We start from the raw sequence: 14853 nt of genomic DNA on the forward strand, positions 1-14853 counted from the left end.
GTCGAAGAGGCGTCTAGAACGCGTTCGTCATGCGGTTGTACGTCTCGTCGACGTTCCAGCTCTCGTTGAAGCCGGCGAACGCCTCCTCGAGGTTGCTCTTGATCTCCGGGTTGACGGCCGTCCCGTGGGCGATGGTCGGCGGCTGGTTTTCCGAGTCCTCGAACTCCTGGCGCTGGGACCGCAGGAACGGTCCGAACTCTTCGTTCGGGACGTCGGTTCGCGGCGGAATCGAGCCCTTGACCGGGTTGAACCGCTCTTGGGCGTCGACGGAGCCACAGTACTCGAGGAACGCCGAGGTGACGTCCGGCGACGGGTTGTTCGTCGGGAAGACGAACGAGTCGGGGACGATGGCGTAGAGCCCCTCGGTACCGGGGAACGCGACGTGGTTCCAGTCCTCTTCGTACGCGAAGTCCTCGGCGCTCTCGTACTGCCCCGCGGCCCAGTCGCCCTGGTGAATCATCGCCGCGTCGCCCTCGATGACCTTGCTGTTGCCCTGGTCCCACGTGATGGAACCGGCGTCGTCGTTGAAGAACTCGCTGTAGTCCTTCACCGTCTGGAGCGCGTCTTTGACGCCCTGTTCATGGTCGCTGACGTTGCCGTCCGTGAACTGGTTGTAGGCCTCGACGCCCTGCTGGCCCTGGAACACCGCCTCCCAGAGCTGTAGCGACGACCACGGCGACTGAGTCTGGTGCGCCATCGGCGTGGCGTCGGTCTCGTCGGCGATGGTCTGCATCACCTGCGTGAGTTCCTGCGGGTTCGAGACGTTCTGCATGTCGACGCCCGCCTCCTCGACGACCGAGACGTTGTAAAAGAGGTTGTTCAGCCGGTGGATGTTGATGGGGACGCTCACGTAGTTGCCGGCCGGTTGGGCGAGCTGTCTGACGCCTTCGAGGTACGCCTCCTCCATCTCGCCCGACCAGATGTCGCCGATGTCCTCCAGCACGTCCGCGTCCGTGTACGGCGTCAGCGCCTGTCCCGGCCATATCTGGAACGTGCTCGGCGGGTTCTCGTTGAGCACGCGGTTCTGGATGACCGTGTCGAGCGCGCTGCCCGCGCCGCCGGGCGCGGGGTTGTTGTTGATGTCGTCTTCGCTGTAGTCCGTCTGCTCGACGAAGCCCTCGAGGAGCGCGTTCAGTGCGTCCTCCTCTCCGCCCGCGGTCCACCAGTGAACGATTTCGAGTTGTTCTCCGCCGCCGTCTTCGCCCCCGGAGTCGTTTCCGCTGTCGGAACCGTTGCCATCGCCTGTTTGGCCGCCCTGGCTGTCGTTTCCGTCGCCGTCGCCGTCACCGCCCTGTGAACAACCGGCGAGCGCCGTCACGCCCGCGGTCCCCACGAGGCCGGTCAGCTTCAGATACGTGCGTCGAGGGAGCGTGTCGTCGTTTTTTGTCATGATCTTTCCTTGGAGAGATACGGTCTCATATGTTCTGTAACGACAGTTAAGTATTGTCCCCTTTGCTCGATTTCGAGTGAATCGTCGTCACACGGTCTGACGGACAGGTGAGTACCGGACAGCGACGGATCGACCGTAGTGAGGGCCGTTTCGCCCCACGAGAACAGGTTGTGAACCGCGAACCGTAATATCCCAACTCAGCGGTGCGGTGCCGTGGGATTCCCGCGTCTTCAGGCGCGGGAGGATGTCAACCGACGACGGATCAGTCGCGGGGTCCGACCGGTCTCCGGGGCGAGTCGGCCGGTATCGGTGGCTTTTACGCGCCGCTCCACGTGGGGGCGACCATGAGCGACGAGTACCGCACGGAGCGGGACAGCCTCGGCGAGATGCAGGTACCGGCCGACGCGTACTGGGGCGCACAGACCCAGCGCGCCGTGGAGAACTTCCCCATCTCGGGCATCACGTTCGGACGGCGGTTCGTCCGCGCGCTCGGCGTCGTCAAGAAGGCCGCCGCGCAGGCCAACCGTGAACTCGGGCTGATTCCCGAGGAGAAAGCCGACGCCATCGTCGACGCCGCCGACGAGGTCATCGCCGGCGACCACGACGACCAGTTCCCGGTCGACGTGTTCCAGACCGGGTCCGGAACGTCGTCGAACATGAACGCAAACGAGGTCATCGCCAACCGCGCCGCCGAACTCGTCGGCGCCGAAATCGGCTCCCGCGAGGTTCACCCGAACGACCACGTCAACTTCGGGCAGTCCTCGAACGACGTGATTCCGACCGCGATGCACGTCGCGTCGCTCGGAGCCGTCGAGAAGGACCTGATTCCGGCGCTGTCGGAGCTCGCCGAGGCGCTCGGCGAGAAAGAAGAGGAGTTCGACGGCGTCGTCAAGACCGGGCGAACGCACCTGCAGGACGCGACGCCGGTCCGCCTCGGTCAGGAGTTCGGCGGCTACCGCACCCAGATAGAGAAAGGCGTCCGCCGCGTCGAGAACACCCGCGAACACCTCTCGGAGCTGGCGCTCGGCGGGACGGCCGTCGGAACGGGACTCAACACCCACCCCGAGTTCCCCGAGAAGGCCGCCGAGTACATCTCTGAGGAGACGGGCATCGAGTTCCGCGAGGCAGACGACCACTTCGAGGCGCAGGCCGCCCACGACGCGATGAGCGAGGCCCACGGCGCGCTCCGAACGGTCGCGGGGTCGATGAACAAGATCGCCAACGACCTCCGGCTGCTGGCGTCCGGCCCCCGAAACGGCCTCGGCGAGCTAGAGCAACCGGAGAACCAGCCCGGTAGCTCCATCATGCCCGGCAAGATCAACCCGGTCGTCGCCGAGGCGGTCAACCAGGTCCACAAGCAGGTCGTCGGCAACGACGCCGCCGTCGCAGCCGGAGCCGCGGAGGGCCAGATAGACCTCAACCTCTACAAACCGGTGCTGGCGCACGACTTCCTCCAGTCGTCCGAACTGCTCTCGAACTCGGCTACCGTGTTCGCCGACCGCTTCGTCCGCAAGCTCGAAGCCAACGAGGAGTACGTCGCCGAGCAGGTCGAGCGGAGTATGGCGCTGGCGACGGCGCTGAACCCCGCCATCGGCTACGACAAGGCGTCGAAAGTCGCCAAGAAGGCGCTCGCGGAGAACAAGACGGTCCGCGAAGTCGCCGTCGAGGAGGGCTACCTCACCGAGGCGGAGGCCGACGAGGTGCTCGACCCCGAGAAGATGACTCACCGCGGCATCCTCGGCGACGACTGAGCCGACGGAACGTCGGCGTCGGTACCCGTCAGGTCTATCAGCCGCTGACGACTGTTCGCATTCGACACCGGTCCGCGACGACGAAATCGACAGACGGCGACACGACGCGAGAACAGTTCACGAAACCGGCGAAAAGCGACATCTTGATGGGGTGTGCGCGTGATTTTCCCGCTATGGTCGGGATGAACGTCCTACGCGAGTCGAAGGGCCGCGACATGTTGCTGTGCCGAAAGTGCGGAGCCGAATTCCCCGAGGGCCAAGCCACCCGCGACGGCTGGCACTATCGATGCCCCGAAGACGACTGCGACGCCGAGGGACTCGGCGAGGGGCTTCGACGCGCCTGAACGCTCATCACTATCACCGTATCGACACGAAAACCGAGTTACTGCGGCCCGCTGTTGCTCACCGACGACGGTCGAACGCGACCCGTGTCGGACGCTCTCATCTCCCACGTTCTTCCCCACATTTCCGTCTCCGCCGACGAGTGTCCACCGGCGGCTCGCGGACGGGAGACTGAACCATTTTTACGCCCCCCGCGCACAGGGAGAGACAATGACGGAGTACGACTACGAGGAGCTCGGCCTCGTGGCGGGGCTGGAGATTCACCAGCAACTCGACACCGCGACGAAGCTGTTCTGCGACTCGCCGACGGTGCGCCGCGAACCCGAGGAGGCGACGCGGACGTTCACGCGCTACCTCCACCCCACGCGGAGCGAACTCGGCGAGATCGACGAGGCGGCGCTCGAAGAGAGCCGCGTCGACCGCGAGTTCGAGTACCTCGCCTACGACACCACCTGCCTCGTCGAGGAGGACGACGAGCCGCCGGCGGAACTCGACCGCGAAGCGCTCGACGTCGGGATGCAGATAGCCGAACTCATGCGGATGTCGGTCGTCGACCAGGCGCACGTGATGCGGAAAATCGTCGTCGACGGGTCGAACACGTCGGGCTTCCAGCGCTCGTCGCTCGTCGCCCAGGACGGCGAAATCCAGACGAGCGAAGGCGCAGTCGGCATCGAGGACCTGATGCTCGAAGAGGAGTCCGCCCAGCGCATCGAGGAGCGCGACGACGGCGTCCTCTACGGTCTCGACCGCCTCGGTATTCCACTCGTGGAGATCGGCACCAAGCCGGACATCTCCTCGCCCGAACAGGCCCACGAAGCGGCCGAGACTATCGGCATGCTGCTGCGGTCGACGGGCAAGGTCAAGCGCGGCCTCGGCACGATTCGACAGGACGTGAACGTCTCCATCGCCGACGGCGCGCGCGTGGAGATGAAAGGCGTCCAGAGCCTCGACGACATCGACGACATCGTCCGCAACGAGGTCGGCCGACAGGTCGAACTGCTCGCCATCCGCGACGAGTTACAGGGGCGAGGCGCTCACGTCGGCGACCCGCAGGACGTGACCGACGTGTTCGCCGACAGCGATTCTGGAGTTATTCGCGGCGCACTCGATTCTGGAGGGAAGGTTACTGGCGTCCGCCTCGCCGGTTTCGACGGCCTCGTCGGCCGCGAACTCCAACCGGACCGCCGCCTCGGGACTGAACTGTCGGACCATGCCAAGCGTCACGGCGCGGGCGGCATCTTCCACACCGACGAACTTCCCGCCTACGGCATCACCGAAGAGGAGGTCGACGTACTGCGCGAGGCCGTCGGTGCCGAGGACGAGGACGCGGTAGCCATCGTCGCCGCCGACTCTCAGACCGCCGACCTCGCCATCGACGCGGCGGCGGCACGCGCGGAGGCCGCCATCGAGGGCGTCCCCGAGGAAACCCGCGGCGCGAACGAGGACGGCACGACGCGCTACCTGCGCCCGCTGCCGGGCGCGGCGCGGATGTACCCCGAGACGGACGTCCCGCCGGTCGAACCCGACCCCTCGGAGGTCGAGGTGCCCGAACTACTCACCGAGAAGGTCGAGCGCTACCAGGAGGAGTTCGGCCTCGACGCGGGACTCGCCGAACAGGTGGCCTACGGCCGCCGGATGCCGCTGTTCGAGCGAGCCGTTCGTGACGGCGCGGACCCGACGTTCGTCGCCGGCCTGGTCGAGAGCACCGTCACCGAACTGCGGCGCGACGACGTGGCCGTCGAGAACCTCGACGACGACCACTTCCTGGCCGTCGTCGAACTCGTCACCGCCGGTGACCTCGCCAAAGAAGGCGTCAACGAGGTGCTGACGCTCCTGGCGGAGAAACCGCAGCTGTCGGCCGAGGAAGCCGTCGAGGAGGCGGGTCTCTCGGGCGTCGGCGAGGACGAGGTGCGCGAGGCCGTCGTCGACGTGGTCGAACGCAACGAAGCACAGGTCGAAGAGGAGGGAATGGCCGCCTTCTCGGGACTGATGGGCGAGGCGATGGGCGCGCTCCGCGGCCGCGCCGACGGCGAGGTCGTGAGCAGCGTGCTGCGAGAAGAGATTCAGAAGCGCACCTGAGTCGAGCACCTCGGATCTTCGGTTCGGCTCGGTTCAGTTCGGTTTCCGGACGAGTCGACCGCAGGCTACGTCGCTTCGGTGGGGTCGAGCGTCATACAGCCGCCGCTGCGAATCGTCACCTCGAACTCTTCGTACTCGAAGGTGACGGCGTAGTGGCTCTCCCGCTCGCGCGCGTTCGACCGCCCGAACAGCGACTCCAGCGCGTCCGGGTCGACGACGGGGTAGAGGGGCGAAAGCTCGACGGGCGTCGCACCGCGGATCGAGGAGACCGTCTCCACGAGTTCCTCGACGACGGAGTCGACGTAGGGGTTGAACAGGGCGCAGTAGCCGTTCGAAACCGAAGCGCTGCTCACGTGGTTCTGTGTCGACATTAGACGCGTTACGTCATCGGGAAGCATAACCCGGCGTATTCTCCCAAATTTGGCTGCTTCCACACGCGCGCGAGTGTCGTCTCGAAGAACTGATACGGCACGGTGACCGTAACGCGCCGCCGGGAACCCGACGACGAGATCGCGAGCGCGGTACTCCGCGAGCCGATTCGAGCGCGCGTCCGACGAAATCACGACCGCTACTACTCGGAGGAGGGGTCGCCGGTCTCCTCGATGCGCGTTTCATACTTCGAGAGCGCGTCGTCCAGCGCTTCGCTCGCGTCGATGTCGAGGGAGTCTGCGAACCCCAACAGCGCGACCAGCACGTCGCCCACTTCGTCGCGTTTGACGTCTATCGTCCAGCGATTGCTCCCGTAGTCAGACGACTCGTTGACGTCCTTGGCGAGTTCGCCGAGTTCCGAGACGAGCGCGAGCAGGCGAAACTCCGGTTCCGTCTGCATGTCGTGTTCTTCGAGAAACGTCGCTACCCGCTGTTGTTCCTGCATGTGTCCGGAGTCGACCGCCAGGGTCTTAGCCGGTAGCTGAGCGCCGCTGGTAAGTCCGGTCGCGAAGAGTAGTCGTGATCGGTCACTACTCTTCGGCGAGTTCCTCGACGAGCGTCTCGACGCTGTAGCTCTGCAGCACTCGTTGGCTGTCCCGCAGCGTCGAGATGACGTACGTCGAGTTCGTCCGGTCGACTTCCTCGACGGCTTCGAACTCCGAAATGAGCCGTTCGACCATCTCGCTGCCGGTGAGCCGCGCGATGACGATGAAATCTGTCTCGCCCATCGTGAAGTACGTCTGCGTGACTCCCTCGATCTCCATGAGTTTCTCGCCGACGTCCTCGTACGAGCCGCTGTAGTCGGCCAGCACCTCGACGATGACGGTGACACCGAGGCCGAACTTCTCCAAATCCACGTCGTAGAGGTCGTTCTCGATGACGCCGTCCTCCTTCAGGTTGTTCAACCGGTAGTGAATCGTCGACACCGGGATGCCGGTCGCTTCGTGGAGGCGCTCGGGACTACCGGTTCCGAGGTCGGAGATGGCCTTCAGAAGCGTGATGTCGCGTTCGTCCATAGCCAGTCGGTTCGGACGACTCCCGTATGTAGGCTCCGACGAGGTGCCATATTGAACGAATCTCTAACTCAATTGCGGAGACTCGCGAGTTTCTCTAACGTCCCCTCATTGAGGTCTATCACGTTCTATCCAAACTGATTTTATTGTAGACAAATTTAAGAATGAAGAGCAAATACGAACGTAGTACGAACCAATGTCTCTCCGTCGTCTCTATCGCCAACATTCGACCGCAGTACTGTTCACCCTCCTCGCCGTGTTCTGGGGAACCTCCTTCGTCGCCATCGAGGTGGGCCTCCACTACGTTCCGCCGCTGTACTTCGCGGGTGCGCGCTACGCCGTCGCGGGCGCAGTCGTCTTCGCGTACGCCGTCGCGACGGCAGACCGGTGGGTACCGTCGGGTCGCGACGAGTGGCTCGTCGTGAGCATCGCCGGGCTGTTTCTCATCGGCGCGTACCACGGGATGCTGTATCTCGGTGAGCTCCAGGTCTCCGCCCCCGTCGCGGCCGTCGTCATCAGTCTCACGCCCGTTCTGACCGCCGTCTGCGCGAGTGCGCTCCTCCCGTCGAAGGGGCTGAGCGCCGGCGAACTCGTCGGCCTCGGTCTCGGCCTCGTCGGCGTCGTCGTCCTCGTCGCGCCCGACCCGACGTCGCTCGAACTCGGGTCGGCACTCGGCGTCGCGCTCGTGTTCCTCAGCGCCGTTTCGTTCGCGCTCGGCTCCGTACTGACTCGGCCGCTCGACTCCGAGTTGCCGCTCGTGTCGATGGAGGCGTGGGCGATGCTGCTCGGCGCGGGCTCGCTGTTCGTCGGCGGCGCGCTGCGCGGCGAGTCGCTCGCGGCGGTCCACGTCACGCCGGTCGCCGTCGTGTCCTTTCTCTACCTGACGTTCGTCTCCGGCGTCGTCGGCTTCCTGCTCTACTTCGAGTTGCTCGACCGGACCGGACCGACCGAAATCAACCTCATCGGCTACGCCGAACCGGTCGTCGCGACGCTCGCGAGTGCGGCGCTCGTCGGCCACGTCGTCGAGGCGAACGCGTTCGTCGGCTTCGTCGCCATCTTCACCGGGTTCGGCGTGCTGAAGCGGGACGCGCTCCGCGCATTCGTCGGTGGCGACGCGCCGGTTCCGAACGACGCCTACCCGGACGCTGACTGACGAACCGATACGTTGTCACCCGAATCGATACGTCGCCTCCCGAGACGATTCGGTCAGTCGGCCGAGAAGGGCGAGCGCCGCACCGTGACGGTCTCTTCGACCTGCGTCCACACCAAGACGACGCCGACGGCCGCCAGCGACGCGCCGAAGGCGAACGGGACAACGAAGCCGAACGAGACCAGAAAACCCGCCGCCAGCGGGCCGAAGGCGACGCCGAAGCCGAACGCCATCGTCAACACCGAGAGCGTCGTCCCCGACTTGCCGTCGGGCGCGAGGTCGCCCGCTAGCGCGAGCGCTGGCGCGAACACCATCGCCCCCGCCACGCCCTGCGCGAAGCGGGCGGCGAACATCAGCCACGGGTCGTACAGCATCCCTTGCACGAACGTCGTCGGGACCAACAGTGCCATCCCGACCACGATGAACCTCTTTCGGCCGTAGAAGTCGGTCGCTCGACCGACCGGCACCTGGAGGAATATCTGTGCGAGGACGAACGCCGCGAACTGCAGGCCGAACAGCGTCGGCCCCTGATCGAGTCGGGCGTTGATGATGTCGCCCAGCGTGGCGAACAGCGCGATGCCGACCGCCATGAAGAAGGAGACGACGCCGAGCGTGAACACCGGGTCCAGAACACCACGGCCGGCCGGGTCGAAGACGGAGAACCCGTCGAGAGCGCCGGCGTCCGTCTCGTCTCGCGCGTCGGCGTCTATCTCCTCGGGGTCGCGAATCAACGAGAGGATGAGAAAGAAGCTGACGCTCGCGGTGAGGGTGGCGAAGTAGAACGCGGCGTCGAAGCCGCTGAACTCGGCCGCCATCCCCCCGAATTCGACCGCGTACGGGCCGGCCGAGACGACGGCTCCCGCCGCGATGGGACCGACGCCGAAGCCGACGAGCCTGAACGTGTTGTACGTCCCCATGTTGCCGCCGCGGTTCGTCTCCGACGCGAGGTCGTTGACGAGCGCGACGGTGGTCGGAATGATGAGCGCGCCGGCGACGCCCTGGAGCACGCGCAGGCCGACGAGATGCCAGTACGACGACGCCAACGAGTACGAGAAACTGGCGACGCCGATGAGCGACAGGCCGACGAGGACGAAGATTTTGCGCTTGCCCGTGCGGTCGGAGAGCCGCCCGGTGAAGGGCTGTAGCGGGCTGTTGACGAAACCGAACAGCGAGAGCACGACGCCGGTGATGGCGACTTCGGTCAGCCCGAACGAGTTACCGGTGACGAACTCGCTCCCGATGAAAAGCGGAAGCACCACGATGAGAAACGAGTTGCCGACCGACTCGGTCATCCGCGCCAGCGCCAGCGCCAACACTTGGGGGTCGACTCCCAATCGGTTCGCCATCAGTCCGAACTCACCGCACCTGACCGCGCCATACTCCCGCTTCGGAGTCTCGACGCAATACGGTTGTGGAAGCGGCGGTCGGCGAGGGACGGTCGGCGAGCGGCGGTGCCGACGTCGGGCGACCGCGGGCAAACTATTTGCGCCGCTCGCGTCTTTGAGCGACCATGCCGATCTACTTCGAGGATCTGGAAGCGGGAGCGACGACCGAGTTCGGCGAGTACGAAGTGACCGAGGCGGAGATAGTCGAGTTCGCCGAGCGCTACGACCCGCAGTTCTTCCACGTCGACCCCGAACGAGCCGAGGAGACGATGTACGGCGGTCTCATCGCCTCCGGGTGGCACACGGCGTCGATGACGATGCGGATGCTCGTCGACGGGTTTCTCTCGGAGGCGGCCTCGCTGGGCGCGAAGGGGGTCGACGAACTTCGGTGGTATCGCCCCGTTCGACCGGGCGACGTGCTGACGCTGCGAAACGAGGTGTTGAAGAAGGAAGTCGAGAGCGACGTACGCGGTCTCGCACACGTCCGGACGACGACGACGAACCAAGAGGGCGAGGCGGTGTTCTCGATGATTGGGCTGGTGATGTTCGGTCGGAACCCCGAGTAGTCGGGACTTCGTACTCGTAACGCGCTATCGCCAGCGGTCGGGTTCGTCGTACGTTTCGAGCAACTGGCGACGGTGCCTGAGTTGGCGGTTCGTCCGCCGAAAGAGGCCGAGAAGCGTCGAAATCTCGCGATCGGTCGGATGCGCTCGGCCGACCAAGCGGCGCATCAGCCGCGTCGTCTTGTCGCGTTTGTGCTCGTCGTAGCCGGTCGCGTCGAGCAGGTCGCCGAAGAGGTCGTAGAAGCGTTCGATGTCCTCCTCGGGCGCGCGCGACAGCTCCACGTCCGGCAACTGCGTCTCCTCGACGGTCAGTTCCCGGAGTTCGTACATGAGCACGGTGGCGGCCTGTCCGAGGTTGAGCACGGGGTAGTCGTCGCTGGCGGGGATCGAGCAAATTTCGTCCATTTGCTCCAGTTCGCCGTTGTCGAGGCCGGTCCCCTCGCGGCCGAAGACGAGCGCGGTGCGCGTCTCGACTGTTTCCAAGCTCTCACGGAGTTCGACCGGCGTCTTGAACGGGTAGCGGACGTGGCGACGGCTGTCCTCGTTCGTGATGGCCGTGGTGGCGACGGTGTGGTAGTTCTCGACGATATCGTCGAACTCGACCGTCTCGGCGTTCGGCAACACGTCCTCGCGGGCGTGGCCGGCGAAGCCGTAGGCGTCGCCGTCGCGGTGCAGTTCCGGCGGGTCGACGAGTTTCAGTTCGGAGAGACCGAAGTTCTTCATCGCCCGTGCGATAGTGCCGACGTTGCCGGGCGTCTTCGGTTCGACGACGACGACGACGGGTTTCTGTCTGCTCATCTCTTCGGGTACTGCTGGCCGAGGTCCACACCCTCGAGGTCCAACTCCTCGGGTTCGTCTTCCCCGTCGGGTTCGCCACCGTTCGCGTCGCCCGCATCCACGTCCTCCGCGTCGGGTCCATACTTGCGCAGGTCGATGCGTTCGCCCTCGAACTCCTCGTTGATGCGTTCGTGGAGTTCGTTCGCGTCGGGCGGGCTCGGCATGTCGTCGGGGTCGGTGTCGACGTGTTCCATCCCGCCGTAGCCGTCGGGTGCCCGGCCGCCGTCGGCGAACCACTCCTGAAACTCGTCGCGGAACAGTTCGTCGCCGACGAACTCGCGGCCGCCCGCCTCGCGGAACCAGTAGAGGAAGTCGGCCTCGTGCTGGTCGCAGAGGACGACTTCGTTCAGCGGTTCGCCGTAGACGATGGTCGCCTGCCGACAACGCTCGACGTTCTCCTCGCCGTGGACGAGATAGCAGGCCTGACACGGTTTCTCGACGAGCAGACTCAGGCGGAGGAGTCGCTGGCGAGGGTCCTCCGGAATCTCGTTGAGCGGTCTGAACTCGCCCTCCTCGGTGAAAATCTCGGACTCCTCGAACCGCCAACCGCGGAGTCCGACGCTCACTTTCGCCATTACACGGTGGTAGCCGGTCGCCGGATAAAAAGCACGTGACTTCGGCGGTACAGAGTCGCCGTGATTCAGCGGTGGCCGTCTACTGTGCGGCTTCGACCGCCAATCGCCGCTCGACGTACTTCGCCAGTACGTCGGCTTCGAGGTGGACAGGGTCACCGACGTCCTTCTCAGAGAGCGTCGTCAGCCGAAGCGTCTCCGGAATCGCGGCGACCGTGAACGTCGAATCGTCGTAGTCGGCGACGGTCAGCGACGCGCCGTCGACGGCGACGGCCCCCTTCTCGACGAGGTAGCCCGAAAAGGAATCAGGGACCTCGAAGACGAACTCGAGGCCCTCCACCTGCTCGCGAATTCCTGCGACCGTACCGGTAGTGTCGACGGTTCCCTTGACCACGTGACCGTCGAAGCGGCCGTCGGCGGGCATCGGTCGTTCGAGGTTCACCGCGTCGTCGACGCGGAGCTCCGAGAGGTAGGTTCGACTCAGGGTCTCGTCGGTGGCGAACGCCTCGAACCAGTCGTCGCTCCGGCGTTCGACGGTGAGACAGACGCCGCTGACGGAGATACTGTCGCCGACGGCGAGGTCCGAGGCAAAAGCGGTCGAGACGCGGAGTCGTCGACCCTCGGCGGCGGATTCGGTGTTCGAGATACTGCCGGTCGCTTCGACCAGTCCCGTGTACATGTGCTGACGGATGCGAAGTTGTGTGAAATTCGTTATGGTTCTCAGAACTGTTACATCCCGGGCGTGGTCTGCACCTCTCGCTCGGCCTCACGTAGTCTCGACACCCGGTCGCTCACGGACGGGTGCGTCCGCAGGAACGTCCGGTAGACGAACGCCTCGTAGCGGTCCGAGTAGTAGGTCATCGTCGCCGGTTGGTCGCCCTCCGCGCCGAGCATGATGGGTTCGTCGGGTTCGACCTGTTCGGGTGAGACGACGGTGAACGCGGCGACGCTCTGGGCGCTGCGGAGGTCCTCGACCGGGTGTTCGCCGAGTTCGGTCTCGATGGACGAAAGCGCACTCGCCAACGAGGCCGGGTCGCCTGTGATGGCGACGGCTCCGCGGTCGGCGGCGAGTTCGCGCACGCGAGAGAAGGATGCGATGAGCGAGCGGCCGATAAAGGAGAACAGGCCGGCAACGAGCGCGACCACAGCCGAGAGGAACGCGACGACGAAGACGAGGCCACGTCCTCTGACCGCGCCGCCGCTGCCGCTGGTGAGTCGTTCGCTGGTCGCGCTCGACAGTTCGTGTAATCGACTGGCGACGGCCGTCGGAACCGAAATCGCGGTCATCAGCGCCACGTCGCGGTTCTTCACGTGCGCGAGTTCGTGCGCAACGACGGCTCGGAGTTCCGCGTCGTCGAGCGCGCGGAGCATGCCGAGCGAGACGACGAGCGTCGCGCTGCCGGCGGTGTAGCCTGTGACGAAGGCTTCCGGCGCGTCGTCGTCGGAGACGGCGATTGCGGGCATCGGGAGGTCGGCTTGCTGAGCGACGCTGCGGACGACTCTGTGGAGTCGTGGTGCGGTTTCGGCGTCGACTTCGTAGGCGTCGGCCTCGCGGACGACGCGCGCGCCCTGCGTCAGTTCGAGCGCACCGAAGCCGAGGAGGACGACGGTAGCGCCGACAGGTGCGACGATCATCGGCCAGCCGAAAAACGCCGCGAGCGCGGCGAATCCGGCGACGAGTGCGGCGGTGAACGCGAGGGCGACGACGGCGAGGAGAACGGTAGCGAGCGCCATGCGAACGAGGAGGGACCGGTCCATGCGTGTACTGTTCATTCTTGTTTCATAACTCCGTCGCCGCCCGTGTTTCGAGTTCGTGAGCGAACACCGCTCGTAACTCCGCGTCGTCGAGTGCCGCGAGCAACCCGGTCGGACTGTCACCGTCGTCTCCTCCGAGGAGAAACCGAGCGTCTACGCTTTCGGTTCGCTACTCTCGGCCAACTGAAGCGTTGGCGTCGGTATCCCGTACTGCTTCGCCGCGTATTCGAGTGCTCGGTACAGTTCCGGGTGTTCCGAGCGCGCTGGATAGTAGAGGCTCGAATCGAGCAATAGCCGACGCTCCACCGAGCGCCGAACTACCGACACCGGTTCGCCTATCACGGATGCGTCCTTCCGGAGAGACATGCGAAACGTGGACGCCGCCGGTCTCGGTATCGGCGACGACTATCCGCCCCGAATCATGGGGGTGCTCAACGTCTCGGAGGAGTCGCCGTACGAACCGAGCGTCTTCGACGACGCCGCCGAAGCCGCCGACTTCGTCGACACCGCGCTCATCGACGAGGGCGCGGACATCGTCGACATCGGTCTCGAATCGGCGAACAAGCGGTTCGAGGTCCTCTCTGTCGAACAAGAACTCGACCGCCTCGACACCGCCGTCGAGGTGCTCGAACACGTCTCCGGCGACGCGGTGTTCTCCATCGAGACGCGGTACCACGAAGTCGCCGACGAGGCGCTCTCGCGTGGGTTCGACATGGTCAACGACATCTGTGGCTTCGCCGATCCGAAGCTGCCCGAGGTGTGCGAGGCCCACGACGTCGCCGTCGCCAAGATGGCGAGTCCGCCGGATCTCGAACGGCCCGGGGCGGTCGAGAAAGTCGACGACATCTACGAGGCGCTGAAGCAGAACGGCCTGACCGACAAGACCATCGTCGACCCGGCGTTCGGCGGCTGGTCCGAGGCGAAAACACTGGCGGACGACCGCGAGACGTTCCGCCGTCTCCGCGAGTTCCGCGGGTTCGGTCAACCCATCTTGGTCTCCATCAACCGCAAGAACTTCCTCCGCGATTTGGCGGATCGCTCCACCGAGGAAGCGCTGCCGGTCAGCCTCGCGGCCACCTCGATGGCCGTCGAACGCGGTGCGCACGTGATTCGAACCCACGACGTGGCGGAAACGCGCGACGCGGCGCTCGTCGGCGCGGCGTTCGAACGCGAACGCGTCCGCGAGACGGGCGCAGTCGAGGTCGAAGAACTCGACGTGACGACCCCGAGAGAGGCCGCCCGCCACATCGAACGCGTCGGTGGCGACGAACGGGCCGCGCCCGAATCCGTCTCGAACGTGTTCGAGTTCGCGTCGCTGTCGCCCGAAGAGCGCGGGGCACTCGTCGCCGCGACGAGGGACTCGGGAGCGATGCTCGTCGGCGGCGACACCGGTCGAATACTGCTCGTCGGCACACCGGGGTCGCTCGTCCGAACTTCAACCGCCGCATCCGGCGTCTCAGCCGGTCTCGACGTCGCGCTAAAGAAGATAGCGGAAACATTCACGTACGAGAAAACTTATGGCGAACGGGCTTGAATCGAGCAAGTGGACGCCGGAACGGCACGCGGGTAGGGGTACTTGGTGCCACT

General features: G+C 65.4%; 15 protein-coding genes. 6 read left to right on the forward strand and 9 right to left on the reverse strand.

Annotation, left to right across the window (positions count from 1 at the left end):
* Positions 1 to 13 precede the first annotated feature (13 nt).
* Positions 14 to 1390 (reverse strand): ABC transporter substrate-binding protein, encoded by a 1377-nt coding sequence (locus tag LAQ74_RS04530; RefSeq protein WP_224335507.1) that lies wholly within the window; start codon positions 1388 to 1390, stop codon positions 14 to 16.
* A 344-nt stretch (positions 1391 to 1734) separates the two neighbouring features.
* On the opposite strand from LAQ74_RS04530, the gene LAQ74_RS04535 reads away from it, so the two are divergent.
* From LAQ74_RS04535 to gatE, 3 genes are all read left to right on the forward strand, one after another.
* Positions 1735 to 3141, forward strand: a complete 1407-nt coding sequence (locus LAQ74_RS04535) for a class II fumarate hydratase (RefSeq protein WP_224335508.1) — start codon at positions 1735 to 1737, stop codon at positions 3139 to 3141.
* Between the two features lie 173 nt (positions 3142 to 3314).
* Positions 3315 to 3485, forward strand: a complete 171-nt coding sequence (locus LAQ74_RS04540) for an HVO_2901 family zinc finger protein (RefSeq protein ID WP_198665728.1) — start codon at positions 3315 to 3317, stop codon at positions 3483 to 3485.
* A 208-nt stretch (positions 3486 to 3693) separates the two neighbouring features.
* Positions 3694 to 5562: a Glu-tRNA(Gln) amidotransferase subunit GatE gene (gatE, locus tag LAQ74_RS04545; RefSeq protein ID WP_224335510.1), complete on the forward strand. Its 1869-nt coding sequence runs from the start codon at positions 3694 to 3696 to the stop codon at positions 5560 to 5562.
* A 65-nt stretch (positions 5563 to 5627) separates the two neighbouring features.
* Here gatE and LAQ74_RS04550 read toward each other — a convergent pair whose 3' ends face one another.
* The 3 genes from LAQ74_RS04550 to LAQ74_RS04560 form a co-directional block, all read right to left on the reverse strand.
* Positions 5628 to 5933, reverse strand: coding sequence for a HalOD1 output domain-containing protein (locus LAQ74_RS04550; RefSeq protein ID WP_224335511.1), 306 nt, complete (start codon positions 5931 to 5933; stop codon positions 5628 to 5630).
* A gap of 200 nt (positions 5934 to 6133) precedes the next feature.
* Positions 6134 to 6436: a MazG nucleotide pyrophosphohydrolase domain-containing protein gene (locus tag LAQ74_RS04555; RefSeq protein WP_224335512.1), complete on the reverse strand. Its 303-nt coding sequence runs from the start codon at positions 6434 to 6436 to the stop codon at positions 6134 to 6136.
* 85 nt (positions 6437 to 6521) lie between these two features.
* Entirely contained in the window at positions 6522 to 7007 is a 486-nt protein-coding gene (locus tag LAQ74_RS04560) for an Lrp/AsnC family transcriptional regulator (RefSeq protein WP_224335513.1), read from the reverse strand.
* 193 nt (positions 7008 to 7200) lie between these two features.
* Between LAQ74_RS04560 and LAQ74_RS04565 the strand changes: the two genes are divergently transcribed.
* The gene (locus LAQ74_RS04565; RefSeq protein WP_224335514.1) at positions 7201 to 8157 is read left to right on the forward strand and encodes a DMT family transporter; all 957 of its coding nucleotides are present in this window, start codon (positions 7201 to 7203) and stop codon (positions 8155 to 8157) included.
* 53 nt (positions 8158 to 8210) lie between these two features.
* Here LAQ74_RS04565 and LAQ74_RS04570 read toward each other — a convergent pair whose 3' ends face one another.
* Positions 8211 to 9500 (reverse strand): MFS transporter, encoded by a 1290-nt coding sequence (locus LAQ74_RS04570; RefSeq protein ID WP_224335515.1) that lies wholly within the window; start codon positions 9498 to 9500, stop codon positions 8211 to 8213.
* A 164-nt stretch (positions 9501 to 9664) separates the two neighbouring features.
* Between LAQ74_RS04570 and LAQ74_RS04575 the strand changes: the two genes are divergently transcribed.
* Positions 9665 to 10105, forward strand: coding sequence for a MaoC family dehydratase (locus LAQ74_RS04575; protein WP_224335516.1), 441 nt, complete (start codon positions 9665 to 9667; stop codon positions 10103 to 10105).
* 24 nt (positions 10106 to 10129) lie between these two features.
* Here LAQ74_RS04575 and LAQ74_RS04580 read toward each other — a convergent pair whose 3' ends face one another.
* The 4 genes from LAQ74_RS04580 to LAQ74_RS04595 form a co-directional block, all read right to left on the reverse strand.
* Complete coding sequence (locus LAQ74_RS04580; protein WP_224335518.1) at positions 10130 to 10900, reverse strand: RNA methyltransferase; 771 nt, start codon at positions 10898 to 10900, stop codon at positions 10130 to 10132.
* Entirely contained in the window at positions 10897 to 11514 is a 618-nt protein-coding gene (locus LAQ74_RS04585) for a DUF8114 family protein (protein WP_224335519.1), read from the reverse strand. Before LAQ74_RS04585 ends, LAQ74_RS04580 begins: the two co-directional genes overlap by 4 nt.
* A gap of 79 nt (positions 11515 to 11593) precedes the next feature.
* Complete coding sequence (locus LAQ74_RS04590; protein WP_224335520.1) at positions 11594 to 12190, reverse strand: riboflavin synthase; 597 nt, start codon at positions 12188 to 12190, stop codon at positions 11594 to 11596.
* A gap of 50 nt (positions 12191 to 12240) precedes the next feature.
* Complete coding sequence (locus LAQ74_RS04595; protein ID WP_224335521.1) at positions 12241 to 13269, reverse strand: M48 family metalloprotease; 1029 nt, start codon at positions 13267 to 13269, stop codon at positions 12241 to 12243.
* A 361-nt stretch (positions 13270 to 13630) separates the two neighbouring features.
* On the opposite strand from LAQ74_RS04595, the gene LAQ74_RS04600 reads away from it, so the two are divergent.
* Entirely contained in the window at positions 13631 to 14800 is a 1170-nt protein-coding gene (locus LAQ74_RS04600; RefSeq protein ID WP_224335522.1) for a dihydropteroate synthase, read from the forward strand.
* Positions 14801 to 14853 lie beyond the last annotated feature (53 nt).

Source organism: Haloprofundus halobius, from assembly GCF_020097835.1.
GTDB lineage: Archaea > Halobacteriota > Halobacteria > Halobacteriales > Haloferacaceae > Haloprofundus > Haloprofundus halobius.

Bases quoted from the DNA above. Each gene is read 5' to 3' on its own strand.
- LAQ74_RS04585 (WP_224335519.1), bottom strand. From the start codon at position 11,514: ATGGCGAAAGTGAGCGTCGGACTCCGCGGTTGGCGGTTCGAGGAGTCC.
- LAQ74_RS04550 (WP_224335511.1), bottom strand. From the start codon at position 5,933: ATGTCGACACAGAACCACGTGAGCAGCGCTTCGGTTTCGAACGGCTAC.
- LAQ74_RS04570 (WP_224335515.1), bottom strand. From the start codon at position 9,500: ATGGCGAACCGATTGGGAGTCGACCCCCAAGTGTTGGCGCTGGCGCTG.
- LAQ74_RS04595 (WP_224335521.1), bottom strand. From the start codon at position 13,269: ATGGACCGGTCCCTCCTCGTTCGCATGGCGCTCGCTACCGTTCTCCTC.
- LAQ74_RS04565 (WP_224335514.1), top strand. From the start codon at position 7,201: ATGTCTCTCCGTCGTCTCTATCGCCAACATTCGACCGCAGTACTGTTC.
- LAQ74_RS04535 (WP_224335508.1), top strand. From the start codon at position 1,735: ATGAGCGACGAGTACCGCACGGAGCGGGACAGCCTCGGCGAGATGCAG.
- LAQ74_RS04555 (WP_224335512.1), bottom strand. From the start codon at position 6,436: ATGCAGGAACAACAGCGGGTAGCGACGTTTCTCGAAGAACACGACATG.
- LAQ74_RS04580 (WP_224335518.1), bottom strand. From the start codon at position 10,900: ATGAGCAGACAGAAACCCGTCGTCGTCGTCGTCGAACCGAAGACGCCC.
- LAQ74_RS04560 (WP_224335513.1), bottom strand. From the start codon at position 7,007: ATGGACGAACGCGACATCACGCTTCTGAAGGCCATCTCCGACCTCGGA.
- LAQ74_RS04530 (WP_224335507.1), bottom strand. From the start codon at position 1,390: ATGACAAAAAACGACGACACGCTCCCTCGACGCACGTATCTGAAGCTG.
- LAQ74_RS04590 (WP_224335520.1), bottom strand. From the start codon at position 12,190: ATGTACACGGGACTGGTCGAAGCGACCGGCAGTATCTCGAACACCGAA.
- LAQ74_RS04575 (WP_224335516.1), top strand. From the start codon at position 9,665: ATGCCGATCTACTTCGAGGATCTGGAAGCGGGAGCGACGACCGAGTTC.
- LAQ74_RS04600 (WP_224335522.1), top strand. From the start codon at position 13,631: ATGCGAAACGTGGACGCCGCCGGTCTCGGTATCGGCGACGACTATCCG.
- gatE (WP_224335510.1), top strand. From the start codon at position 3,694: ATGACGGAGTACGACTACGAGGAGCTCGGCCTCGTGGCGGGGCTGGAG.
- LAQ74_RS04540 (WP_198665728.1), top strand. From the start codon at position 3,315: ATGGTCGGGATGAACGTCCTACGCGAGTCGAAGGGCCGCGACATGTTG.